Origin of the sequence: Nonomuraea mesophila, assembly GCF_004352805.1 — a bacterium.
Lineage (GTDB): Bacteria > Actinomycetota > Actinomycetes > Streptosporangiales > Streptosporangiaceae > Nonomuraea > Nonomuraea longispora.
In genome coordinates, this window is record NZ_SMLD01000008.1 from 1 (window position 1) to 23,551 (window position 23,551).

The 23,551-nt window shown below is 70.0% G+C and carries 19 protein-coding genes; 10 read left to right on the forward strand and 9 right to left on the reverse strand.

Annotated elements, in window-relative coordinates; genetic code table 11:
• Nucleotides 1–27 precede the first annotated feature (27 nt).
• From E1295_RS04790 to E1295_RS04800, 3 genes are read left to right on the forward strand one after another with little or no spacing between them, the layout of a single operon-like run.
• Complete coding sequence (locus E1295_RS04790; RefSeq protein WP_132628433.1) at nucleotides 28–702, forward strand: DUF998 domain-containing protein; 675 nt, start codon at nucleotides 28–30, stop codon at nucleotides 700–702.
• 56 nt (nucleotides 703–758) lie between these two features.
• On the forward strand, nucleotides 759–3,305 hold the full coding sequence (locus tag E1295_RS04795; protein ID WP_166427079.1) for a sensor histidine kinase: 2,547 nt from the start codon (nucleotides 759–761) through the stop codon (nucleotides 3,303–3,305).
• Complete coding sequence (locus E1295_RS04800; protein WP_132337515.1) at nucleotides 3,302–3,679, forward strand: DUF742 domain-containing protein; 378 nt, start codon at nucleotides 3,302–3,304, stop codon at nucleotides 3,677–3,679. Before E1295_RS04795 ends, E1295_RS04800 begins: the two co-directional genes overlap by 4 nt.
• 14 nt (nucleotides 3,680–3,693) lie before the next feature.
• Here the strand turns inward: E1295_RS04800 and E1295_RS04805 are convergent, their stop codons facing one another.
• The 6 genes from E1295_RS04805 to E1295_RS04830 form a co-directional block, all read right to left on the reverse strand.
• On the reverse strand, nucleotides 3,694–4,266 hold the full coding sequence (locus tag E1295_RS04805; RefSeq protein ID WP_132628435.1) for a GTP-binding protein: 573 nt from the start codon (nucleotides 4,264–4,266) through the stop codon (nucleotides 3,694–3,696).
• Complete coding sequence (locus E1295_RS04810) at nucleotides 4,247–4,609, reverse strand: DUF742 domain-containing protein (RefSeq protein ID WP_132628436.1); 363 nt, start codon at nucleotides 4,607–4,609, stop codon at nucleotides 4,247–4,249. The genes E1295_RS04805 and E1295_RS04810 overlap by 20 nt, the downstream gene beginning before the upstream one ends.
• On the reverse strand, nucleotides 4,606–5,013 hold the full coding sequence (locus E1295_RS04815; RefSeq protein WP_132628437.1) for a roadblock/LC7 domain-containing protein: 408 nt from the start codon (nucleotides 5,011–5,013) through the stop codon (nucleotides 4,606–4,608). The genes E1295_RS04810 and E1295_RS04815 overlap by 4 nt, the downstream gene beginning before the upstream one ends.
• Entirely contained in the window at nucleotides 5,010–7,121 is a 2,112-nt protein-coding gene (locus E1295_RS04820; RefSeq protein ID WP_166427080.1) for a sensor histidine kinase, read from the reverse strand. Before E1295_RS04820 ends, E1295_RS04815 begins: the two co-directional genes overlap by 4 nt.
• Nucleotides 7,122–7,285: 164 nt before the next feature.
• Nucleotides 7,286–8,200, reverse strand: a complete 915-nt coding sequence (locus E1295_RS04825; RefSeq protein ID WP_132628439.1) for a PrsW family intramembrane metalloprotease — start codon at nucleotides 8,198–8,200, stop codon at nucleotides 7,286–7,288.
• Nucleotides 8,197–9,783, reverse strand: coding sequence for an NAD(P)-binding protein (locus tag E1295_RS04830; RefSeq protein WP_246079843.1), 1,587 nt, complete (start codon nucleotides 9,781–9,783; stop codon nucleotides 8,197–8,199). The genes E1295_RS04825 and E1295_RS04830 overlap by 4 nt, the downstream gene beginning before the upstream one ends.
• Nucleotides 9,784–10,171: 388 nt before the next feature.
• Here E1295_RS04830 and E1295_RS04835 point away from each other — a divergent pair, with 388 nt between their 5' ends.
• Nucleotides 10,172–10,810, forward strand: a complete 639-nt coding sequence (locus tag E1295_RS04835) for a hypothetical protein (protein WP_132628440.1) — start codon at nucleotides 10,172–10,174, stop codon at nucleotides 10,808–10,810.
• A gap of 6 nt (nucleotides 10,811–10,816) precedes the next feature.
• Here the strand turns inward: E1295_RS04835 and E1295_RS04840 are convergent, their stop codons facing one another.
• On the reverse strand, nucleotides 10,817–12,925 hold the full coding sequence (locus tag E1295_RS04840) for a glycosyltransferase family protein (protein ID WP_246079844.1): 2,109 nt from the start codon (nucleotides 12,923–12,925) through the stop codon (nucleotides 10,817–10,819).
• 53 nt (nucleotides 12,926–12,978) lie between these two features.
• Nucleotides 12,979–14,109 carry a non-hydrolyzing UDP-N-acetylglucosamine 2-epimerase gene (wecB, locus tag E1295_RS04845; RefSeq protein WP_132628441.1) on the reverse strand — a complete coding sequence of 377 codons (1,131 nt, stop codon included), beginning with the start codon at nucleotides 14,107–14,109 and terminating at the stop codon, nucleotides 12,979–12,981.
• A gap of 188 nt (nucleotides 14,110–14,297) precedes the next feature.
• Here wecB and E1295_RS04850 point away from each other — a divergent pair, with 188 nt between their 5' ends.
• The 6 genes from E1295_RS04850 to hisC all read left to right on the forward strand — a co-directional run bounded on the left by E1295_RS04850 (nucleotide 14,298) and on the right by hisC (nucleotide 21,989).
• On the forward strand, nucleotides 14,298–15,848 hold the full coding sequence (locus tag E1295_RS04850; protein WP_246079845.1) for a glycosyltransferase family 4 protein: 1,551 nt from the start codon (nucleotides 14,298–14,300) through the stop codon (nucleotides 15,846–15,848).
• 133 nt (nucleotides 15,849–15,981) lie between these two features.
• The gene (locus E1295_RS04855; RefSeq protein WP_281284717.1) at nucleotides 15,982–17,229 is read left to right on the forward strand and encodes a nucleotide sugar dehydrogenase; all 1,248 of its coding nucleotides are present in this window, start codon (nucleotides 15,982–15,984) and stop codon (nucleotides 17,227–17,229) included.
• A gap of 19 nt (nucleotides 17,230–17,248) precedes the next feature.
• Nucleotides 17,249–18,337, forward strand: a complete 1,089-nt coding sequence (locus E1295_RS04860; RefSeq protein WP_132628444.1) for a glycosyltransferase — start codon at nucleotides 17,249–17,251, stop codon at nucleotides 18,335–18,337.
• A 33-nt stretch (nucleotides 18,338–18,370) separates the two neighbouring features.
• A complete protein-coding gene (locus tag E1295_RS04865; RefSeq protein WP_132628445.1) occupies nucleotides 18,371–20,158 on the forward strand; it encodes a DUF4434 domain-containing protein in 1,788 nt (595 codons plus the stop codon).
• A 57-nt stretch (nucleotides 20,159–20,215) separates the two neighbouring features.
• Nucleotides 20,216–20,881 carry an NUDIX hydrolase gene (locus E1295_RS04870; protein WP_132628446.1) on the forward strand — a complete coding sequence of 222 codons (666 nt, stop codon included), beginning with the start codon at nucleotides 20,216–20,218 and terminating at the stop codon, nucleotides 20,879–20,881.
• A 49-nt stretch (nucleotides 20,882–20,930) separates the two neighbouring features.
• Entirely contained in the window at nucleotides 20,931–21,989 is a 1,059-nt protein-coding gene (gene hisC, locus E1295_RS04875; RefSeq protein ID WP_181957954.1) for a histidinol-phosphate transaminase, read from the forward strand.
• Between the two features lie 5 nt (nucleotides 21,990–21,994).
• Here the strand turns inward: hisC and E1295_RS04880 are convergent, their stop codons facing one another.
• Entirely contained in the window at nucleotides 21,995–23,530 is a 1,536-nt protein-coding gene (locus E1295_RS04880; protein WP_132628447.1) for a hypothetical protein, read from the reverse strand.
• Between the last annotated feature and the right edge of the window lie 21 nt (nucleotides 23,531–23,551).

Genomic DNA, 23,551 nt, shown 5'->3' on the forward strand with positions numbered 1-23,551 from the left:
GGGGGCGGTGCGGGCAGGGTTGGAGTCATGACCGCAGCAAAGAGGCTCTACCCCCTGGTCGCCTGCGCCTCGATTCTGTTCTCGGTGGTCGCCGTGGTGGTCGTCCAGTGGGGGGCCGGCCCTTCCGTCGATCCCATGAACATGACCGTGAGCGAATTCGCCGTGTCCGACCGCGGGGGCGTGACGGAGACGGCGATGGCGGTGCTCGGGGTCGGGTCTCTGGCGTTGCTGGCGGGGCTGCGGTCCGCGGGGGCGCCCGTGCGGGGGATGCCCGGGTGGTTGCTGATGGTGTGGTCGGGAGCGTTGATCGTGGCGGCGATCGTCCCGACCACACCCATCGGCCAGGATCTGGATGTGGTGGCCGAGATCCACGGGGTCGCGTCGGCAGCGGCTTTCGTGAGCCTGCCGGCCGCGGGTGCGTTGCTGGTGCCGCGGTTGACGGCGCACGCGGCGTGGAAGCCCGTCGCGCGGGCCGTGGAGTGGGTGGCGTTGGCGGGCGGGTTCGGGCTGCTGGCGATCACGTATGTGGCGCTGCCGGGCGGGGGCGTGATGATCGGGTTGGTGGAGCGGTTGCTGCTGGCCGCGGAGGTGTCGTTGCTGGCGGTGCTCGCGGGATGGCTGGCGTGGCTGGCCTGGTCGCCGAGTGTCGCAAAGGCCGCCGATTTCCCGGCATATCACAGATTTATCGCTAGTCGATCTTAAAACCATACGTTTGGATGCTATTCTCTCCCGCGATCTTCTATCCGGGAGCAGGTGTCATGGCATCGGGCAGATCCATCAGATTCAAGATCTCGACGCTGCTCGTCATCCCCTTGATCTCCCTGATCGCGCTCTGGGGCTTCGCCGCGAGCACCACGTCGGGAGAGGCGCTCAACCTGCTGAAGGTCGAGACTCTCTGGACCGGTGTCATCAACAACGCCGACAGCCTGGTGTCCAACCTGCAGGCCGAGCGGCTGGCCTCGGCGGAGCGGCTCGCGGGAGTGGCGCGGGACCCCGAGGCGCTGCAGCAGGCGCGGGGCAAGGTCGACGCGGCCAGGAAGAAGCTGCGGGAAGAGGCGCTGGCGCAGGACACCCAGGACGCCCTCACCCCGGACATGCGCACCCAGCTCCAGACCGTGCTCGCGGAGGCCGACCGGCTGCCCGAGATCAGGGGCAAGGTGGATGACCGCAGGTTCGTCGCCGGCAACCTCGTCACGGAGTACTCGAAGGTCTCCGACGAGGTCCACCTGCTGTATTCGAGGCTGGTGGTCAGCACCGACCTGGAGCTGTCCCTGCAGGGCCAGGGCCTGATCGCCGCCGACCAGGCGCGTGAGCTGCTGAGCCGCGAGCACGCCCTGATCGTGGCCACGAACGGCCGCGCCACCATGCACGAGACACACATGCTGGCCAGGATCGACGGCGCCAGGACGTACCTGTATCCCCAGGCCCTCGCCAACCTCGACACCGAGCTGCGGGCGCCGTTCGAGAAGTTGTACTACTCGCCCCGCTACGTCACGATGGAAAACCTCCTGGACGGCTACATCGGCGGCCAGCGGGTGGACATCCAGCTCTGGCGGGGCATCTCCGACCAGGTTCAGGCCGAATACCGGGAGGCCATCGGCGCCACCGGCGACAAGCTGCTCGCCAGGATGGAGCCCGCGGGCGTGGGCATCCTGGTGCGGGCCGCCGTCGCGGGCGCGCTCGGGCTGTTGGCGGTCGTGTTCTCCGTCTTCATCTCGATCAGGGTCGGCCGCCGCATCACCCGCGAGCTGGCCGCGCTGCGCCGTACGGCACTCGACCTGGCGGAGATCAGGCTGCCCGAGGTCGTGGCGAAGCTGCGCAAGGGCGAGAGCGTCGACATCGCGACCGAGGCCCCGCCCATCAAGGTGGGCGAGAACTCGACCAGCGAGGTCAGCGACCTCGCCGCGGCGTTCGACAGCGTCCAGAGCACGGCCGTGGACGCGGCCGTCGAGCAGGCCAAGCTGCGCGACGGCGTGGCGGAGGCGCTGCGCAACCTGGCCCGGCGCAGCCAGTCGCTGCTCCAGCGCCAGCTCCGGCTGCTGGACGAGATGCAGCGGCAGACGGAGGAGCCGGAGGCCCTGGAACGGCTGTTCAAGATCGACCACCTCACGACCCGCATGCGCCGCCACGCCGAGGGCCTTGTGCTGCTGTCCGGCGGTTCGGCCGGCCGCAGGTGGCGCGGCGTCATCCCGATGGAGGACGTGCTGAACGGCGCGGCCGCCCAGGTCGAGGAGTACACCCGCGTCCGCGTCTATCCGATGTCCGAGTGCGGCGTCTCGGGCACCGCCGTGGCCGACCTCATGCACCTGTTCGCCGAGCTGATCGAGAACGGCACCGCGTTCTCCTCCCCCGGCAACGAGGTCTCCGTGCGCGGCGAGATGGTCGGCAAGGGCTTCGCGGTCGAGATCGAGGACCGCGGCCTCGGCATGGACGAGCACACCCGCAGGGCCATCAACGAACGCCTGGCCAGCGCGCCCGAGTTCGACCCCGCGCAGACCGAGCGGCTGGGGTTCGCGGTGGTCGCGATGCTCGCCGCCAGACACGGCATCAAGGTCACGGTCAAACCCTCACCGTACGGGGGGACGACGGCCATCGTGCTCGTGCCCGGATCGCTGGTCGAGCCCATCCCCACGCCCGTGCAGCCGATGGAGTTCGAGCCCGTGTCCGTGTCGGTCGTCAGGGACGAGCCGACGGGGCCCGGCGAGTTGCCGCGCCGGGTCCGTACCAGCAGAAGGGCCGTGACCCAGGGGAGCGGCCCCACGGCGGTCCCGCAGCAGTCGCAGGGCCGTCCCGCGGCGATCCCGCAGCAGTCCCAGGGGAACGGGCGCGCGGCGGTGCCGCGGCAGGCCCAGGCCGGTGGCCCGGCGGCGCTGCCACGACGGCGGGACACCGACGCGGCCGAGCAGCCGCAGCGGGAGACGGGGCAGCCGCGGCGCGAGCGGGAGCCGGGGGTTCCCCAGCGCGAGACGGGCCTGCCGCGGCGCGAGCGGGAAACAGGGCTGCCGCGGCGCGAGCGGAAGACCGGACGGTCCCCGCGCGAGCCGGAGACGGGCCTGCCGGAGCGTGAGCGGGAGTCGGGGATTCACCAGCGCGAGACGGGCCTGCCGGAGCGTGAGCGGGAGACGGGGCTGCCGCGGCGCGAACGGCAGGCCAACCTGCCGCAGCGGCTCAGGGAAACGCCGCCGCCCGCGCCGCCGGTCCCCGAACGCTCACCCGAGGAAGCCAGGGCGCTGCTCTCCTCGCTCCAGTCCGGCTGGCAGCGCGGGAGGCAGGACAGCGAGCAGGATGGGGGATCCGAATCGTGAGTCGCGAGCACGAGTGGGTCGACGAGGAGGCGGGGCCGGTCGTCCGGCCGTACGCGGTCACCCGCGGGCGCACCAAGCCCACGTCGTCGTCGGCGCTCGACCTGCTGGCGACCGTCGTCTCGACGGGGCTGCCCGCGCCCGCCAAGGCGGAGCTCAGCTCCCAGCACCGCCGGCTGCTGACCTTCGTGACGGGGAAGGCGAAGCCCCTGGCCGAGGTCGCCTCGGACCTGAGCCTGCCGGTGGCCGTGGTGCGGGTGCTGCTGGGCGACCTGCTCGACCACGGGCTGGTGACGGTGCGTCCGCCGCGCGACAAGGCCGTCGCCCCCTCGGAGTCGCTGCTCCGAGAGGTGATCAACGGCTTGCGCGCCCTGTAGCCGGGGGCCGCGCGTCAGTTCGCGGAGGCGAGCGTCCGCAGTGAGTGCTCGACCAAGGTGATCATGACCTCCTTGGCGGAGTTGCGCCGCCGCACGTCGCAGAGCATGACGGGTACGTCGTCCTCCAGGTCGAGCGCGATGCGTACGTCGTCGACGCTGTGCTGGGCGGCGCCGTCGAAGCAGTTGACGGCCACCACGAACGGTGTGCCGCGCTGCTCGAAGTAGTCGACGGACGGGAAGCAGTCGGTCAGCCGCCTGGTGTCGGCAATCACGACCGCGCCCAGCGCGCCGTGGGACAGTTCGTCCCACATGAACCAGAACCGTTCCTGGCCCGGCGTCCCGAACAGGTACACCACGAGCCCGTCGCGGATCGTGATGCGGCCGAAGTCCATCGCCACGGTGGTGGTGGACTTGGCCTCGACGCCGTCGAGGTCGTCGACGCCGATCCCGCGGTCGGAGAGCACCTCCTCCGTGCGCAGCGGCTTGATCTCGCTGATCGACCCGACCAGTGTGGTCTTGCCGACGCCGAACCCCCCTGCGACAAGAATCTTGAGCGCGACGGGGTCCTCAGAGAGCACGGAGTCCATTGATCACTTCCTTGAGAATGCGCTCGTTCGAGCGCGCCCCTCCAGCCGAGGGCGACGTCACCGAGATGAGGCCGTTGTCACGCAGGTCACCGAGCATGACCCGGACGACGCCGACGGGCAGATCGATCTCGACGGCCAGGTCCGCCACCGAGATCGGATTGCGTGCTGCCCGCAGGATCAGTTGCTGTTCTGGGCCGAGCTCGTCAGTCGGTTCGCCGATGACGCGCACGGTGGCCACGAGGTCGAACGTGTCTCCGGAGGAGTGCGTGCGACCGCGGATGAGAGCATAGGGCCGCACGATCGGCCCCGCCTCCTCATCGAACCACTGCGGGCTATCGCTCATGACGCTCCAGCGCGTGGGTTGGTGTTGATGTGCTGACCCACCCTCTTGACCAGCATCGCCATCTCGTAGGCGATGTGGCCGACGTCCACGCTGGCGTCCGCGATGACGGCCAGGCACGTGCCCTGTCCCGCGGCGGTGACGAACATGAACGCGCTTTCCATCTCCACGATGGTCTGGCGTACGTCGCCGCCGCCGAAGTGCCGCCCGGTGCCGCGGGCCAGGCTCTGGAACCCGGCGGCCACCGCCGACAGATGTTCGGCGTCCTCGCGGGACAGCCCGCTGGAATAGCCCACGGCCAGGCCGTCCGTCGACAGGATGACCGCCTGGCGGACCGCGGCGACCCTCGTCGCGAGGTCGTCCAGCAGCCAGTTCAGTTCACCGGTGTTGGTGGCCGGCACACTCATGCATCCCCCTTACTCATGGGCCCCTCCTCAGAGGCTTCTTCTCGGGCGCGTTGCGTTCCCCGCTGGAACGCGGAGAACAGGTCGCGTACCTCATCGGGAGAGCGTTCGGCCCGCGGCTCCGGCTCAGGCGGTGGTTCCTCCTTGAGCTTCGGCGCCAGTTTGGCCTGACGCACCCGCCTGGGCAGCCCGGCGTGGGTGCCCGAGGTCACGACCGCGAGCGCCTTCTTCCGCGTACGGCTCGGCAGGGCGGCCTTGCCGTCGCCGCCCGCCTCCAGCGTCGCCTGGTCGGTCACCATCGTCCGCGGCACGAGCACGATGGCCGTCGTGCCGCCGAGGGGCGAGCGTCGCAGGAGCACGTTGATGCCGTGCCGTTCGGCCAGCCTGGCGACCACGAACAGGCCGAGCCTGTCGCTGTCGGCCAGGTCGAACTCGGGCGGCGCGGCCAGCAGCGCGTTGAACTGGGCGTATTCGCCGGACGACAGCCCGAGGCCTTTGTCCTCCACCTCGATGGCGTATCCGTTGCTCACCATGTCGCCGCGCACGTGGACCGTGGTGTCGGGCGGCGAGTAGATGGTGGCGTTCTCGACCAGTTCGGCCAGCAGGTGGGTGATGTCGGCCGCTGCGGCGCCGTCGACCGCGCTGACCGGCATCGACTCCACGGTGACCCTGGTGTAGTCCTCGACCTCGGCGACCGCGGCCCTGACGATGTCGATCACGGGCACCGGCTTGCGCCAGGCCCGTCCAGGCTCGGCGCCCGACAACACCATCAGGCTCTCCGCGTGGCGGCGCATGCGGGTGGTGAGGTGGTCGAGCCGGAAGAGCTCCTCCAGCCGGTCGGGGTCGTGCGTGCGGCGCTGCATGCCGTCGAGCAGGGCGAGCTGGCGGTGCAGCAGGCCCTGCTTGCGGCGGGCGAGGTTGAGGAACACCTGGCCGACGCCGCGCCGCAGCGACGCCTGGCCGACGGCCGCGTTGACGGCGGTGCGCTGCACGGAGCCGAAGGCCCTGGCCACGTCGGTGATCTCAGCGGAACCGCTCACCTTGATCGCCTTGGTCTCCTTCCGTACGTCGACGTCCTCGCCCCTGCGCAGCCGCGCCACGATCTCGGGCAGGCGCGTCTGCGACAGCTCGACCGCGGCGGAACGCAGCCCGCCCAGCTCGCCGGCCAGGCGGCGACCGAAGCGTACAGAGATGATGATCGACGCGAGCACCGCGATCAAACCGACGCCGCCCGCGATGGAGATCTTGACGATGGTGGAGGTGGCGGCCTCGGACGCGCGGGCGGTCACGATCGTGGACGACTCGGCGTTGATCTCGTCGAGCTGGGCGGTGAGCTGGTCGACGATCTCGTGCCAGCGGTCGTCCTTGGCGGGCAGCTCGCCCGACCCGGCGACGCGCGCCTCGAGGCTGGTGAAGGAGAGGAACGGGTCGGTGGCGAAGACCCGCTTGTACGGCTCGCGCAGCCGCACGTCGAGCCCGGCCATGCCGCGCGCGTGCAGGAACTTCCTGGAGGCGACGTACTCGGTGAAGGCGGCCGCCTCCGGCGCGCTGAGCCGCTTGGCGCCGCGCTTGCCGACGACGAGGGCGTGCTCTCTGGCGATGTACTCCCTGGCCATGCCCATGGCCTGCGTCGATGCGGCCTGCTGGTAGATGGCCAGGTCGGAGACGGTGACCAGGTGGTCGTAGATCATGAAGAGCTGGTCGAGCACCTGGTTGTAGGCGTTGAGGGTGGTGAGGCGGTTGCCGCGGTTCTGGTCGACGGCGGTCCTGATCTGGCCGAGCCGGTCGAGGGCGACGTTGAGGTTGCCGATGGGGCGGCGCAGGTCGCTGTCGACGGCGTCGCCGGCTTCGTCGACGGCCCGGCGGAAGTCGTCGACGGCCTTGTCGGTGCGGGAGCGCTGGCCGCCGAGCACCTGGGAGTGCTCACCCGCGGTGAGCGGCTCCATCGAACGCATACGTTCGGCCTGCAACTGTAAGCCCAGGTCGGCGGAGGTCACACCGATCGTCTGGTAGAGCGTGTCGGCCCGGAGTAGTGACTGGGTGTCGCCCATGGTGAGGTTGAGGACGAAACCCCACAGCGCGCTCAGAGACAGGAGGGGTAGCAGTAGCAATAAGAAGATCTTGAACCGAATTGACCGGTTTCGCGAGCCCATGTCCCAACCTCGAGTCGGGGGCATTTCCACACCTTGTGTAAATACACCTCCGGAAGATCGCACAGGAGACTAGCACCGTTTATGGTCCCCGCGCAGTGGGGGGAAGACGTTCATTACCGGGATTATTGGGAGGGGATCTTGGGCTCTCGGCGGGCCACGGCGACGATCCTCTCCAGCCAGGCCAGCGCGACCAGCGAGATCACGATGAGTCCACCCCAGTTCAGCAGGGTGTACACGTGCACCTGCCAGTCGGTCACGTTCGGCACCCTGCCGATCCGCAGCAGCTGGAACTGCCACGGCTGACCGGTCAGCACGAGGGTCACGGCGATCGCGATGGCGCTCATCGAGTCCCACAGCGCGTGCAGCAGCGAGACCCCCAGGTACGCCAGCCAGACGGGCGCCGTCAGCCGCCCGCCCGCCGCGAACAGCACGCCGCCGGCGATCGCCGTCCACAGGCCGTGCCCGACCGGCGTCAGGATGCCGCGCAGCACCTCGGTCTCCACGAGCTGCACCAGCGACAGGCCCTCCGAGGTGAACAGGGCGTTGAACGCGTACCCGGCGCTCTCGAACGCCGCGAACCCGAACCCCACCGTCGCCCCGAGCACCAACCCGTCTTGTATCGACGGCTGTGCTGATGGCGATCCTTCGGATCGCGGCTCGGTCGCTGGGTTCCGGGGTCTTCCCTCGCGGAGGGGGCGGGTGATGAGGATGAGGGCGGCGAGTTTCACGCCCTCCTCGATCAGCCCGACCAGGACGTACATCAGGATCGACGGCCGGACGAGCCAGCTCTCCAGCAGCGAGGCGCCGAGCACGCCCAGCACGCCGCCCACCACGAACGCTGTGAACAGCAGCTCGACCGTGACGCGGGACGAGCGGGCCCGCCCGTACGCCCAGACCACGAACGTCACGGGCACGAGGAAGCTGCCGAACAGCACGACGGTCGGCACCAGGTTGGAGTTGCGCGTCCAGGCGGTGACGACGACGGTGGCCAGCCAGAGCACGAACCCCGTCACGAAGATGCGCAACCACGGTCTCATCGCGCGAGTTCCTCGACGGCGCGGAGCGCGGCGGCCGCGGCGGCGTCCGCGCGGCCGACGGGCGCGGAGTCGGAGCCCGCGATCGCGATCCTGCCGAACCTCCTCCGCGCGAGGTCCGACGGGAACGGCCCGTCGGGGTAGAAGGGGTGCCAGGGGCGGCAGTACTCGGGCGCGTTCGCGTGCCCCCACCGGTCGACGGTGATCGCCTCGATGTCCGCCGCGGGGTCGAAGCCCGCGGGGCCGAGCAGCCGGGCGAGCTGGTCGCGGATGGTGTGCTCCAGCCGCCCGTACGGTGTCCTGACCAGTTCCCGCCTGCCCGCCGCCGCGCCCGCACCCGGCCCCAGCTCGGAGCGGCACGGCGTGGCCAGGAGATGCACGGTGGCGGGCGGCTCGAACTCGCAGAAGCCCCAGTACGCGCCCGTCCAGCGCACCCGCCGCACGCCGAGCCGCCGCCACGCCCGCGCGTCGCGCACCCGTACGGTGGCGTGCAGCAGCGGCACCCTGACGGCCGAGCGCAGCGCCCGCCGCTGGTCGTCGGGCAGTTCGGGCACCAGGTAGGGGATGACCGCGCTCCAGCAGGCCAGGATCACCGACCCGGCTTCGACGGTCATGACCTGGTGGCCGTCGAAGTACCCCACGGTCGCCGCGCGTGCGCCGTCGCGCGCGAACACGACCGGGCTGGACATGCGCAGCCGCGCCCGGTCGTCGGGGGGAGCGGCGACGCGCTCCCCTCCGGCGTTCGCCGGCCACTCCTGCCGCACGCTCGGCGAGTTGAGCCGGGAGGGTTTGTCCCGGTCGAGCCCGAGCCCGCCGAACCCCGGGTAGCCGGAGGCCCAGGCGTCGATCGCGCCGAAGGCCCGGGTGTCGTAGGCCCATTCGCGGCACGGCATGGTCCTGCAGAACCGTTCGACGTCGGGGTGGACCCCGCACACCCGCAGCAGGAACTCGGAGTAGGTGAGCGCGGCGAGCCGTTCCTGTTTCTCCTCCGCCGACAGCCGGGGGAACCAGTCGGGCGGGTCCGCGTGGAGCATGCGCAGGTCGCGCCTGGCCCGTTCGGCGATCGGGGCCGCGTCGGCCCATCCGGGTGCGGAGAGCCTGACCAGGGTGTCCGTGCCGAAGGTCTCCGCGTCGCACATCACGCCGTCCGGCCGTCCCTCGCGGGTCCTGCGGCGCAGCGCGTCGCGCCGGGCCTGCCCGCCGGTTTCGTCGTGGTTGTCGAGGACGAGTACGGCGGCGCCGGGGTCGCGCCGCAGCCATTCCGCGGCCGCGCTTATGCCGCTGCGCCCGCCGCCGGCCACCACGAGGTCGTAGCGCTCGCCCGTCGGCTCCGGCGTGTCCGCGTGGATCCAGAACCGCCCGTCCCGCAGCGCGTGCGGCACGCTGAGCGCCTCACTGGTGTCTCCCCGCACCGTGAAGCCGCCCGGCCGGTACGCGGCGTTCTGGCGCGTCTCAGCGTGCCCAGGAGCGCCATGGGTCACACGTGCCGCCGCCGGGCTCACCAGAGCGCTCACGGCTATGCCGTCGAAGAAGTCCCGTCGGGAAATGATCTGGTTCATCCCGAGGTCGCGTGGATTCAAGCCCATGGCGCGATCATCAGCAGCCGGGCGAAAAGCGGCGTCATGCCGCGCAGTGGTTCGAGGAACATTTTGCGCGACCTATTACGGCGAATGCCTGATTGAACCACCCGTCCGGAATGTCAGGCCGGGACGTCAAGTGCCCGGCACGCACCCCTTCGACGCCTCCTGGTGGGCTCAGTCCGCCGGTGGTGTGGCCTCTGACCAGCACGATCACGAGGACTTCCCGGCGTCGCACGTATGCCGCAGAACAGGAAAACGCCACGAAACCATTGAATTCCGCGAATAGCGACGTTGCCCGGCTGCGTACTCCCCGATTCCTCTAGCGTTTCCGACAATGCCGCGCGAGTGAATTGGAGCATATATGCTTAAGACCATTTCTGGCATATGTCTGGGCATGCTGGCCCTTGCCGGATGTTCCTCCGGTGAGGAGCCCGCCGCGCCCGCAGCCTCGGCGTCCGCGTCGTCGCCGTCCGCCGCTTCGGCCAAGCTCCGGGCCGCCCTGCTGCCGGTGCCCGACGGCATGCACGTCGCCTACGGCCCCGAGCTGGGCGCGTTCGGCAAGCTCAAGTCCACCCAGCAGGGCATCGCCGCGCTGCGCCAGGCCAAGCTGCAGCGGCCGGAGTGCGCGGGCGCGGCCCAGCTCGACATCGAGCAGCCCGACGTCGCGGGGGCGCCCGCCGCGGTGATCGCGTTCGCCGCCGAGCGCGGCTCGATCACGCAGGCGGTGGTGTCGCTGCCGTCGGAGTCCTTTCCGAAGCCGCTGCCGCGCCAGTGCGCCACCTACACGGCCGACGTGGGCGGCACGCAGGTGACGTACAAGACCAAGACGCTCAACATGCCGCGCAAGGGCGACGAGTCGCGCGCCTACCTCACCTCGGCCGCCGGGGGGGAGAAGAACGCCCAGATCGGCTCGGTCATGATCAGGCGGGGCACCGTGGTCATGAGCATGCTCGTGGTCGGCCAGAAGGTGAAGGCGCAGGGCCTGTACGAACTGGCCCGCCTCGCGGACAAGAACCTCGAACAGGTCGTCTGACGGTTCTCAGATGAGCACGTGGTCGTCAGGGCGGCCGACGAAGGCGAACTGCGCGTTGCGGGTCAGCTTGATGTGGTCGGCCTGCCACGTGTGCATGGAGGCGTCGGCGCTGCGCCAGTAGACGAAGTTGAAGCGGTCCGCCGAGTAGATCTTGACGGAGTCCTCCTTCAGTCGCCGTACCAGCTGGGTGTCCTCGCCGCGGGTGATGTCCGCGAAGCCGTACGAGCGGAACATGTCGGCCTTGCCGAGGAACGTGCCGCCCTGGACGAGGAACGAGTAGCGGTGCTCCAGGCCGGGCAGGCGCAGCATGGTCGTGTTCATGCCCTCGAAGTACGCGTAGTGCGCGCCCTTGCCGACCAGCTCGGCGTCGGAGTAGTCGAACGCCCTGACCAGGTCCGACAGATAGTGCTCGCCGTAGAGGTTGTCGTCGTCCATCTTGGCGATCAGGTCGCCCTCGGCGGCGGCGATGCCCAGGTTCATGCAGGAGCCGAGCGAGAGCGAGGCGTCCGCGGGCAGGACGACGACGTCGGTGATGCCCGCCATGCGGGCCTTGTCGGCGACCACGACCGGGTCGATGTCCAGGCCGTGCAGCACCATGACGAGCTGCAGCGGCCGGTGGATCTGGCGGGCCACCGACGAGATCGCGTGCTCGATCTGGGAGGCGCGGTTGGTGGGCAGCACGACCGAGATCGAGCGCGACCGGGGTTCCACCTGCTGCCCGAGGACCTGGAGGACCTGGTCGACGCGGTGGGAGAACAGGTGCTTATCGAAGACCTCGCGCATCGCCAGGTGGCCCGTCCTGGCCCGCAGCTCGGGGCTGTTGATCAGGTGCAGCACCTGGTTGTACGACTCGATCGGCTCGCGCGCGATGGGCACGAGGTCGCCGAAGGTCTCCTCGATCGCCCGTGACCACCCCGACACGACGGGCGTCGCGCAGGCCGACAGCTCGAAGACGCGGCGGGCGCACATGGTCGGCGAGTCGAGCACGGAGTTGACGTTGAGGAAGACCTTGTACATCCGGTACGCGGCCAGCATCCGGTCGTAGGGCAGCTCGCCCACGATGTGCGGCCGGTACTTCTCCGGCCAGGCGTACTTCTCGTCCACCTCGCCGTTGCGGGCGAAGATGTGCAGGCCGAGCTCCCTGATCGGGTCGAGCACGGTCTCCATCTGCTCGCGGCGCTCGGGGTGCTTGTCGCGGAAGTACATCCCGCCGAAGACCACGTCGTGCAGGCGGCCCTGGCGCTGCTGGATGGGGTTGTGCACCCGGGGCTGGGCGGCGAACTGCAGCACGTCCACCCGGTCATGTCCGAGAACTTCGCGATATTTCGGCAACATGTCACCGTCGCAGGTGAACACGTAGTCGAACAGCCTGGCCGTGTCGATGAAGAAGTCGAAGTTCGGCGGGTCCTCCTTGTTCCAGAAGACCGTGGGGATGCCCTCCCGCCTGCACCAGGCCACCAGGTCCCGCAGCGGCTCCTTGGGAGCGTTGGTGCCGGTCATCTGGTAGCGCCAGCGGCCCTGGTTGCCGTGCCAGGCGGACTCGCAGAACAGCAGGTCGGGCCGCTTCTCGGCGAAGATCTCCGGCCAGTCCTTCAGCCCGAACTCGATCTGGTCCCACTCGTAGCGGAAGGCCATCCTGGAGAAGTCGTCGAGGATCACCGCGACCTTCAGGTCGGGCCTGTTGACCGGGCCCGACGGCCACTTCACCGCCGGAACCTCGACCAGCGGCGGCCGGTTGTTCGCCGTCTCGATGGCCTCGGTGACGGGGATGGGCGGCTTGGGGGCCTTCTGCCGCGACCTGACCGCCTCGACGATCTTCCCCGGGCTCTTCGAGCCCAGCGCCTCGCCCAGCTTGAACGTGCGCTTGGCCTGCGTGGCCTCCAGCTTCCAGTTCGCGTAGGCGGCCTTGGCCTCGGCGATCTCCAGCCGCCGCCGCAGCTCCCGCAGCTCCGCCTCGTACCGCTCGACGACCTTGCGGTCCTCGGGCAGCCAGTTGACGGGACCGAGTCGCTGGAACTCGAATCCCTCGGGTTCGTGTTGGGAGAGACCGTGCGAAGCACCGAGATTTTCGGGGGGAACGCGGGGGGCCTGCCCCCCGCGGGGATTTTCGGCCATGGTGGGACGCCTAACGCTCAGCGGAGTACATCATGCTACGGCGGAAATGGCCATTATTCGGGGCGTTTGCCCTGAGAGGCAGGCGCCAGGTTGTCCCCCTTGAGCCAGGCGGAGATCACCGTGGCGATCCGCGGCCCTGCCTGGCCGTCCCACAACACGGGCAGCTCGCCCGCCGGCGTCGAGGCGCCGTCGGCCAGGGACTTCTCCGCCGCCGCCGGCAGCAGCGCGGGCGTGACCAGGCGGTTCGTGCCGTGAGTGATGGTGATCGGCCGCTCGGTGTTGGGCCGTACGGTCAGGCACGGCACGCCCAGCACGGTCGTCTCCTCCTGCACGCCCCCGGAGTCGGTGACCACCAGCGCGGCCCCGCGCACGAGGGAGAGGAAGTCCACGTAACCCAGCGGATCCACCACCCTGACCGACGCGCCGTCGACCAGGCCCGCCTCGGCCAGCCGGGCCTTGCCCCGCGGGTGCACGGGCACGACGAGCGGAATCTGCCGCGACACGTCGAGAACCGCGTCGACCAGCTCCTTGGCGGCCTCGGCCGTGTCCACGTTCGCCGGCCTGTGCAGGGTCGCCACGGCGTAGCGGCCGGGCAGGCCGAGCCGCTCCACCACGGGCGCCGGGTCCAGCGAGGGCAGGGCGGCGTACAGGCTGTCGATCATCGGGTTGCCCACCAGGTGCACCTTCGAGGCGGGCACGCCCTCGCTGGCGAGGTAGGACAGCGCCTCGGGCGAGGTGGCGAACAGCACGTCGGCCAGCGCGTCGGTGACGACCCGGTTGACCTCCTCGGGCATGCCGCGGTCGAACGAGCGCAGCCCCGCCTCCACGTGCGCGGTCCGCACGCCCAGCTTGGCGCAGACGAGGATCGCGGCCAGCGTCGAGTTGACGTCGCCGTACACCACGACCAGGTCGGGCTCCTGCTCCTGGACGACCTCTTCGAGGCCGACGAGCAGCGCGGCCGTCTGCTTGGCGTGGGAGCCGGAGCCGACGCCCAGGTTCGCCACCGGCTCGGGCAGGCCGAGGTCGGCGAAGAACACGTCCGACATCAGCGCGTCGTAGTGCTGACCGGTGTGGATGATGCCCTGCCGCACGCCGAGTTCACCGAGTGCCCGGACCACCGGGGCCGCTTTCACGAAATTGGGACGAGCGCCCAAAACGTGCAGGACCAGGGGGTTCTCCCTCATTGACCTCGCCTTTCATAGCGGAAGGGAAAAAACGTTGCCTATGGTACGGTCCCACCGTGGCATCCGACGCCAGTCGTCAAGACTCCTCCCGTTCATCCGACAGGGTTTCCGCGAAGTCCGCCCGTGCCGGCGTCGGGGGACTTCTCAAGGGCTTCGTCCAGCACCCGATCATCGTCTCCCGGGTGGTCATGACGAAGGTCAGGTCCGACCCGGTCCGCGTGGCCCAGGCCGCCGCCGAGACGCTGCCGCCCAAGATGCGGCCGGTCGTGGGCAGCGTGGCCTGGCCGGCCGCGCGCCGGGCCCGGCGCGCGGTGCGCAAGTTCGGCATGCGCGTGGTCAAGGGACCGTGGAACGAAGCCAAGGCCCACTGGGACGCCGGCCGCGTCAGCGAGGCGGCAGCCGTGCTCGAGGCGCACACCAAATACCCCTTCGTCAAGCGCAGGGCCGCTTACTACCGCGGTGAGCTGGCCGCCATCAGTCCCGACCCGATCCCGCCGGGCCCCAAGGTGGCCATCCTGAGCCGGGTCGAGAACCGTGTGCTGCACGTCGTCACCAACGCGCTGCCGTACACGCAGGCCGGCTACACCGTGCGCACCCACCGCATCGTCAGCTCGCAGAAGGCCGCGGGCATCGACCCGCACGTGGTCACGAGCTGGGGTTGGCCCATGTTGCAGGGGCACGCCGACGCGGCCCCGTACGAGGAGATCGACGGCATCCCCTACTACCGGCTGCTGCCGGACGGGCACGGGGAGATGCCGTTCGAGACCCAGGGCCGCATCACGCGGGGCGCCGACGGGGTCACCAAGCTGGTGGCGGAGCTGCGGCCGCAGGTCGTGCACGCCGCCACCGACCACCGCAACGGCTCGATCGCCCACGCCGTGCGCGACAGGACGGGCACGCCGTTCGTCTACGAGGTGCGCGGCTTCCTGGAGGAGACCTGGGCCTCGCGCGACCCGATCCGCGTCGGCAGCCAGCGGCACGTGCTCCAGCGCGAGCGCGAGGCGTTCCTGATGCGCGAGGCCGACGCCGTGGTGACGCTGGCCGAGACGATGGCCGCCGAGATCGTCGAGCGCGGCGTGCCCAGGGAGAAGATCCACCTGGCGCCCAACGCCGTGGACGACTCGCTGCTGTCGGCCCACTACGACGGCGCCTCCTTCAGGCGGGAGTACGGCATCGAGCCGGACGAGATCGTCGTCGGGTCGGTGTCGAGCATCGTCGCCTACGAGGGGTTCGCCACCCTGCTGCGGGCCGCCGCGCTGCTGCGCGACGACCGCACCCCGGTGCGGGTGCTGCTCGTCGGCGACGGCACCGAGCGTGACAACCTGCTCGAACTGGTCGAGGAGCTGGGCCTGAGCGACGCCGTGCTGCCGGGGCGGGTCGGCCCCGACGAGGCGCTGCAGGCGCAGGACGCCATCGACGTCTTCGTCTGCCCGCGCGAGGACCTGCGTGTGTGCCGACTTGTTACGCCATTGAAACCGGTCGAGGCGATGGCGCTCGGCAAGCCGGTCGTGCTCAGCGATCTGCCCGCGCTCTCCGAACTCGTCGGCGGCGACGGCGCCGGAATGCTCGTGCCGCCCGGCGATCCCGCCGCGCTGGCCAAGGCGCTCGCCGGGCTCAGGGAAGATCCCGCCAAGCGCGCCGAGATGGGTGAGGCGGGACGGGCGGAAGTGGCCGCGAAGCGCACGTGGAACCGCGTTGCCGAGACTTATCAAGCTCTATACCGGTCACTTGCCGAATGATGACCTTCGCGTTGGCTGTCTCTTACGACGGGTTCGGTCGCATTAGGCGTGAGCTAGGTGGAGTTGAGATAACCTTTGCGACCATGAAGTGTTGTTTCCGGCTCCCTAAGGCACGGCTGTGACAGAAATCGACTTGGCTGTCATCGGTCTGGGCTACGTCGGCATGCCGCTCGCCAAAGAGGCTGCGGGTGCCGGGTTGCGGGTCGTCGGCGTGGACGTCGACCCCCGCAAGGTCGACGCGCTCAACGCCGGGCAGTCCTACATCGATGACCTGACGGACGCGGACCTTGAGCACATGCTGGCCAACGGGTTCAGCGCCACGCTCGACGAGACCGTGCTGGCCCGAAGCAACACGATCGTCATCTGCGTGCCCACCCCGCTCGACGAGGATCACCGTCCTGACCTGTCGGCCGTGGAGGGCGCCACCAAGACCGTCGCCCGCAACCTCAGCAAGGGCACGCTCGTCGTGCTCGAGTCCACCACCTGGCCGGGCACCACCGACGAGGTGGCCAGGCCGCTGCTGGAGAGCTCGGGGCTCGTCGCCGGCGAGGACTTCCACCTGGCGTTCTCGCCCGAGCGCATCGACCCGGGCAATCCCAAGTTCGGGCTGCACAACACCCCCAAGGTCGTCGGCGGCTACACGCCGACCTGCCGCGACCGCGCGACGGCCTTCTACAACCGCTTCATCGAGCAGGTGGTGCCGGTCAGCGGCACCCGCGAGGCCGAGATGGCCAAGCTGCTCGAGAACACCTACCGGCACGTCAACATCGCCCTCGTCAACGAGATGGCGATCTTCTGCGACGAGCTCGGCATCGATCTGTGGGAGTCGATAGAGGCGGCCGCCACCAAGCCGTTCGGCTTCCAGAAGTTCCTGCCGGGGCCGGGCGTCGGCGGGCACTGCATCCCCGTCGACCCGTCCTACCTGTCCTACACCGTGCGCAAGCTCGGCTACCCGTTCCGGTTCGTGGAGCTGGCGCAGGAGATCAACGAGCGGATGCCGTCGTACGTGGTGGCGCGGGTGCAGCGGTTGCTGAACAGCAACAAGAAGCCCGTGAACGGTGCCAAAGTGGTTATGCTCGGCGTCACGTACAAACCGGATATCGCCGACGAGCGTGAGACCCCGGCGCTCCCAGTGGCGCGAGCGCTGCTGGAGCTGGGGGCCGAGCTCTCGTTCGCGGATCCGTACGTCAAGGAATGGTCGGTCGACGGCACCGCGGTGCCGCGTGAGGAGGATCTGGCCGGGGCCGTGACCAACGCGGACGTGACGCTGCTGCTGCAGCAGCACGCCGCGTTCGACCTCGACATGGTCGAGGCGAAGGCCAAGCTCGTGCTCGACACCCGAGGCGTTCTCGCCGAGGGTGAACGCGTCGAGCGGCTGTAGCGACGGAGGGCTGCGCGCAGTGCACGTGCTCGTCATGACGGTGGTGCATAACCCCGAGGACGCCAGGATTCTGCATCGGCAGATCCGCGCTCTCGTGGATGCCGGTCATGAGGTCACGTACGCGGCGTCGTTCACCGCTTTCGGCGTCGTCCCTCGTCCGTGGGTCACGGGCGTCGATCTGCCCAGGGCCGCGCAGCGCAAACGCCTTTCCGCGGTGTGGGCCGCGCGGCGGCTGTTCAAGCGCATGCGCGACAAGGTGGACCTGGTTCTGGTCCACGATCCCGAGCTGCTGTTCGCCGTGTGGGGCATACGCAACAGGCCGCCCGTGGTGTGGGACGTGCACGAGGACACCCCCGCCACGCTCTCCCTGAAGCCCTGGCTGCCCTCGCCCCTGCGCCCGCCCGTGCGGTTCATGGCGCGCATGCTCGAAGGCACCGCCGAACGGCACATGCACCTGATGCTGGCCGAGACGGCGTACGCGGGCCGGTTCAAGCACGCCCATCCCATCGTCCCCAACGAGACGTGGGTGCCCGACTCCGTGACCCCTCCCGGCGACGACCGGGTGGTCTATCTCGGCTGGTTGTCGCGGGCGAGGGGCGTGATCGAGGCCGTCGAGGTGGCCAAGCTGCTGCAGCCGTACCGCGTGGCCGTGGAGCTGATCGGGTACGCCGACCCGCAGAGCCGTCCGATGCTCAACCAGGCCGTCACCGAGGGCCTGCTGGAGTGGCGCGACTTCATGCCCAACGACGAGGCGCTCAAGCGGCTCGACGGGGCGCTCGCGGGGCTCTCCTTACTCCACGACGAGCCCAACTACCGGCATTCCATGCCGACCAAGATCGTTGAATACATGGCCCACGGCATTCCTGTCATCACCACCCCCTCCCCGCGCGCTGTCGAGCTGGTCGAACGCTATGACAGCGGCGTCGTGGTGCCGTGGGAGGACCCGAAGGCGGTCGCGCAGGCCGTACTGACCCTCCGCGACGACGTGCGGGAACGACGGGCGCAGGGGGCGCGCGGCTACGCGGCGGCCCGCGCCAACCACCACTGGCCCAACTCCGCCAAGCGGTTCGTCACCCAGCTGGAGTCGTGGGCGGGCGTCAGCCGATAACGGTTCTCTTGCAAGGGCGGTAGGTTCCTGAACGTGCGCTGGATCTTTCTCGCTGTGGGCGCGGCCATCGTCGTCGTGGTCGCGGCGGCGATCATCGTGCTTCCCTCCTCGTCGGAGAAACCGGTCGCCACGCCGGCGACGCCCAAGCCGTCCAGGACGGAGCCGACGCCCAAGGTGAGCGCGGTCACCGACCGGTGTGGAACGTTCGAGACCAAGGAACAGGCCCCCTACGCCGTCACCGGCTACTGGATCACCCCCAAGTCCAACCCGTGCACCTGGCGCAAGCAGCTGCAGGAGATCCACAGCGTCGGTGGCGACACGATCATCAGGATCGGCTACGGCCTGCAATATCGTCCCGTCACCGGCTCCGGCGAGATCAAGACCAAGGACGGCGAGCTCGACTCCCTCTACGAGGCGTGCGAGGAGGACGGCCTGACCTGCCACGAGGCCGCTGAGCGGGACCTCAAGCGGGCCAACCCCGGCAACCGCGTCGGCCGCACGTACGTCTACCGCACCGACGAGTCGTTCGGCGAGAGCCTGTTCCGCTGTCCCGAGATGGAACACGCCATCCAGACGCCCAAACGCACCTATTTCCGGCTCATCACCCAGCCGGACGGCTCCGACGACTCCACGTGCGACTTCAGCAGCGAGGCCACCTCCTACGACCTGATCCTGGTCGCCGGCAAGCCCACGGACAGCCTGAAGGAGCTGCTCGACCTGGCCGACCAGTTCGGCATGAGGGTCTTCCCCGCGCTGCCGCTCGCGCCCCGCGACCCCAAGACGCCGACCAGGGCCAACAAGAAGCACATCGGCACGCTCACCACGCTGACGCGGCGCATCCTCCAGGACTACGGTGTGCGCTTCGCCGAACGCGAGTCGCTGGGCGGCGTCTACCAGCCGTTCGAGGTGCAGATGTCCGACACCCTCGCCGACAACCCGACGCTTGAGGTCTACGCCGACCAGCACCGCATCGTGGAGCAGGAGTTACCGGGCAAGCCCATCCTGATCAGCCCCTACCTGGACGCGCGCAAGCGGGTGGCGTTCGGCCAGACGCCGAAGCAGGTGGCCGAGGGGTTCCGGGCGCTGGCGAAGACGGGCGTCGGCATCGTCGCGCCGCAGGACAGCCGGGGCACCGGCAAGGTGGGCCTGTACTGGCCCGACGAGCGCGAGAGCGAGGTCGACGAACGGCTGCGCCCGGTGGTGGGCGAGTCGACGTACGACACCGCCTACCACGGCTCCACGCGCGACTACTACCGCGAGATGTCGATCGCCCGCGAAGAGATGCTCATGGCCGGCCACGAGGTGCAGCTGTGGGCCAACGTGGAGGCGTTCGAGCCGTCGGGCGACCAGCCGTGCGCCCCGCACGGCACGCGCGGCAAGACCGACAAGAAACGCCTCGACCAGGCCGTGACCATGGCGGGACGCTACGTGCAGAAGATCGTCTCCTACATGTGGAGCGACTTCATGACGTGCGGCCGGCCCTCGCTGGAGAAGGAGATCATCGCCGACTGGCGGCGGCCGATCGCGGTTGACGCGATCCGGCGCGGGCGTGACAACCAGGACGGCGTGGAGGTGCGCGGCTACAACTTCCAGGGCGCGACGGTCACCGTCCAGTGGTCCGGCGGGACGCAGGAGCTCGCGGTGCCCTCGGTCGGGTGGCTCGACGAGGACCCGCTGGAGGAGCTGCCCGAGGGCATGGCCACCGCGTGGGTGCCGTTCAACTGGTCGCAGGTGCCGGCCGGCGAGTGGGTCAGGATCGGGGTGAAGGTGCCGTCGGGACTGTCGACGACGGAGCCGCTGCACGTGCGGATCGACACCTGACGAGGGGGCCGCGGCGGCGTTCGCTCCCCGTCCGCGGCTGCGTGTAACGTGCCTGCCATGGTCCCGAGCATCCCGGTCAGCGTCGACCTGGTCGTGCTCACCGTCCGCAACCAGGCGCTGAGCGCGCTCGTGTGGCGCCGCGACAACCCGCCGTTCCTGCGCCGCTGGTCGCTGCCCGGCGGCTTCATCCAGCTCGACGAGGACCTGCCGGCCGCCGCCCACCGCATCCTGGCCGAGCGGGCCGGCCTCCCCGGGGCCCCGGTGCACCTGGAGCAGCTCCAGACCTACGGCTACCCCGACCGCGATCCCCGCCAGCGCGTGCTGAGTGTCGCCTACCTCGGCCTCGCCCCCGACCTGCCCGCCTCGGAGAAGGCCCACATGAGCTGGCAGCCGGTCGACTCGCTCGCCGTCATGGCCTTCGACCACCGCCGCATCATGAAGGACGGCGTCGAGCGGGCCCGCTCCAAACTCGAATACACCCCGCTGGGCGCGGCCTTCTGCCCGCCCGAGTTCACGGTGGCCGACCTGCGCCGCGTCTACGAGATCGTCTGGGGCGGCACACTCGACCCGCGCAACTTCCACCGCAAGGTCACCAAGGCCGAGGGCTTCCTGGTGGAGACGGGCGCGACCACGACCCGTGACGGAGGCCGCCCGGCCAAGCTCTACCGCCGGGGCCCCGCCGAGCTGCTCCACCCGCCGATGTTGCGCACGCTCAAGGAGTGACGCGGGCCGGGTGGTGCTTGGCCGCGCCGGGCCTTCTACAGTGGGGGCCATGCCTCGTTTCCGCCAGATTCTCGACACCATGGCCCCGTACAAACCGGGCAAGGCCGTAGCGGCTCCTGACGGCAGGTCGTACAAACTGTCGTCCAATGAGACCCCGTACGATCCGCTGCCGTCCGTGGTCGAGGCGATCGCCGAAGGGGCGCGGCAGATCCACCGTTATCCCGATCCCGGGGCGACGAGGCTGACCGAGGCCATCGCCGCGCGTTACTCCGTGCCGCCCGAGCACGTCGCGCTCGGGGCCGGATCGGTCACGGTGGCGCAGCAGTTGTTCGAGACGGTGGGCGAGCCGGGGGTGGAGGTCGTCTACGCGTGGCGCTCCTTCGAGGCCTACCCGCTGCTCGCCGACCTGGCCGGCGTCACCTCGGTCATGGTGCCGCTGGCCGGCGAGGACCACGACCTCGACGCCATGGCCGAGGCGATCAACGACCGCACGCGCCTGGTGTTCGTGTGCAACCCCAACAACCCGACGGGCACGGCCGTGCGCCGCGGCCCGCTGGAAGCCTTCCTCGACCGGGTGCCCGAGCACGTGCTGGTCGTGCTCGACGAGGCCTACCACGAATACGTGCGCGACGACGACGTCCCCGACGGCCTCACCCTCTACCGCGACCGGCCCAACGTCTGCGTCCTGCGCACCTTCTCCAAGGCGTACGGGCTGGCCGGTCTGCGGGTCGGCTACATGATCGCGCAGGAGCCCGTGGCGTCGGCCGTGCGCAAGACGATCGTCCCGTTCGCGGTCAACCACCTCGCGCAGCTCGCGGCCATCGCCTCGCTGGAGGCCGAGGACGAGCTGCTCGACCGGGTCGAGCAGGTGGTCAAGGAGCGCACCCGGGTCAGGCAGTCGCTGCTGGAGCAGGGCTGGACGGTGCCGCCCACCGAGGCCAACTTCGTCTGGCTCCGGCTCGGTGGGCGCACCCTCGACTTCGCCGCCGCGTGCGCGGCGGAGGGCGTGGCGGTGCGGCCCTTCGCGGAGGAGGGCGTGCGGGTCTCGATCGGCTCACCCGAGGCCAATGACGCCTTCCTGGCCGCCGCCGCCTCCTTCGCGAAGTAGGGCCGTCACTTCCCTCGGCGGGCCTGCCAGTTGAGGTAGGCCACGCCGGCGATGTGGGAGCCCTGGCCGGGTTCGAGCGCGCGGGCTTCGTAGATCGACTTGGCGTGCTCGAAGACCTTCTGGTCCCACTGCGCGACGGCCATCCACCGCGGCGCCTGGAGATACTGGCCGGAGGCGGCCAGTCCGCCGGTGCCGTCGACGCGATGGAACGTCGTCGGCACGCCCTCGGCGTCGGTGGTGGCCATGTTCCTGCTGTAGGACCTGGCGAACCTGGCCATGTCGGCGCCCTTGAAGCCGAGCTTGTGGCGGAAGGCGAGGGCGGCGAACTCCACGTCGATCGCGCCGTGGCTCAGGTCCTCGATCTGTTGGGCGCCGTTGCCCGACGGGGTGAACTCGGAGAGACCGTCGCCGGCCGAGAAACCCCGGTAGGTGGCGCCGAACGACGGCCAGTACGGCCAGTGGTAGGCGTCCTTGTCGTTGGTCCTGAGCTCGCCGGCGAAGGTGCGGGCCATGCGTCTGGCGCGGTCGGCGTAGGCGGGGTCGCCGGTGGCGGCGGCGATCTCGGCGTAGGTGAGCCCGAGCGCGAGGAACTGGTTGGTCGGCATCTCGGTGCCGTCGTAGGCGAGCGGCGTGCCCTTGACCCAGGCGAGATACCCGCCGCCGTCGTCGCGTCGCCGCCATTCCCGGTCGTGCACGGCGGCCGCGGCCTTGGCGGCGTCGAGATATTCCATGGCCTTGGCCCGGTAGCGCGCGTCGGCGCGGAGCTTCGGCGTGCCCAGCACGATGCGTGCGAACGACGCGATCGGATAGGTGATCATGCCGGTGTGCACGGCGAAGATCACAGGCTGGGAGACGAGCGGGGTCGTGCCCTGGGCGGGCAGGGTGATCTCCCCGCTTTCGCGCAGGTCGCGCGTGGTGACCTGGGTGGGCGTCGGGTAGGCGTCGAGGATCTTGCGTACGGCGTAGTCGGGGGAGTCCGGGTCCATGGACAGGTCGGTGAACGTGGCGACCACGTCCCTCCAGTCGCTCCTCACTTCTAACGTGAAGCGGTCCTCGGTGCCGCCCGCGCGCACGGTCGCCGTGGTCTGGTCGGCGTACGGCAGCGAGCTGCGCACCTCCAGCACGGGCCGGCCGGACGCGTCCTTCAGCGCGGCGATGCCGACGGTGTAGGGGTGCATCGCCCGCCACGCCGGCAGCGACTCCCCGCGGTAGTCGGCCACGCCGCGCTCGGAGTCGCGGTTGCCGAGCACGAGGTCGATGTTCGTGACGAGCCGGTCCAGGTAGTGGGTGTCGCGGTAGGCCTCGTACATGCGGATGAAGCCCGCCAGCACGTACGACTGGCCCCAGGCCAGGCCGCCGTGCTCGTTGTTGTCGGTCGGCTGGCCCACGCCGCCGCTCTCGTGGAAGGTCCGCTCGAACTGGTCGAACGTCTCCCGCGAGGTGTAGTCGTGGCCCGCCGAGGCGCGAGCCGTGCCCGTGTGCAGGGTGCTCAGCGCGCCCACCGCGAGCGCGCCCAGACCGAACTGCCTGCGTGTCAACATCGTTGCGTCACCTCCGGCGGC

Bases quoted from the DNA above. Each gene is read 5' to 3' on its own strand.
- E1295_RS04790 (WP_132628433.1), top strand. From the start codon at position 28: ATGACCGCAGCAAAGAGGCTCTACCCCCTGGTCGCCTGCGCCTCGATT.
- E1295_RS04795 (WP_166427079.1), top strand. From the start codon at position 759: ATGGCATCGGGCAGATCCATCAGATTCAAGATCTCGACGCTGCTCGTC.
- E1295_RS04805 (WP_132628435.1), bottom strand. From the start codon at position 4,266: ATGGACTCCGTGCTCTCTGAGGACCCCGTCGCGCTCAAGATTCTTGTC.
- E1295_RS04810 (WP_132628436.1), bottom strand. From the start codon at position 4,609: ATGAGCGATAGCCCGCAGTGGTTCGATGAGGAGGCGGGGCCGATCGTG.
- E1295_RS04815 (WP_132628437.1), bottom strand. From the start codon at position 5,013: ATGAGTGTGCCGGCCACCAACACCGGTGAACTGAACTGGCTGCTGGAC.
- E1295_RS04825 (WP_132628439.1), bottom strand. From the start codon at position 8,200: ATGAGACCGTGGTTGCGCATCTTCGTGACGGGGTTCGTGCTCTGGCTG.
- E1295_RS04830 (WP_246079843.1), bottom strand. From the start codon at position 9,783: ATGGGCTTGAATCCACGCGACCTCGGGATGAACCAGATCATTTCCCGA.
- E1295_RS04835 (WP_132628440.1), top strand. From the start codon at position 10,172: ATGCTGGCCCTTGCCGGATGTTCCTCCGGTGAGGAGCCCGCCGCGCCC.
- E1295_RS04840 (WP_246079844.1), bottom strand. From the start codon at position 12,925: ATGGCCGAAAATCCCCGCGGGGGGCAGGCCCCCCGCGTTCCCCCCGAA.
- wecB (WP_132628441.1), bottom strand. From the start codon at position 14,109: ATGAGGGAGAACCCCCTGGTCCTGCACGTTTTGGGCGCTCGTCCCAAT.
- E1295_RS04850 (WP_246079845.1), top strand. From the start codon at position 14,298: ATGACGAAGGTCAGGTCCGACCCGGTCCGCGTGGCCCAGGCCGCCGCC.
- E1295_RS04870 (WP_132628446.1), top strand. From the start codon at position 20,216: ATGGTCCCGAGCATCCCGGTCAGCGTCGACCTGGTCGTGCTCACCGTC.
- hisC (WP_181957954.1), top strand. From the start codon at position 20,931: ATGCCTCGTTTCCGCCAGATTCTCGACACCATGGCCCCGTACAAACCG.
- E1295_RS04880 (WP_132628447.1), bottom strand. From the start codon at position 23,530: ATGTTGACACGCAGGCAGTTCGGTCTGGGCGCGCTCGCGGTGGGCGCG.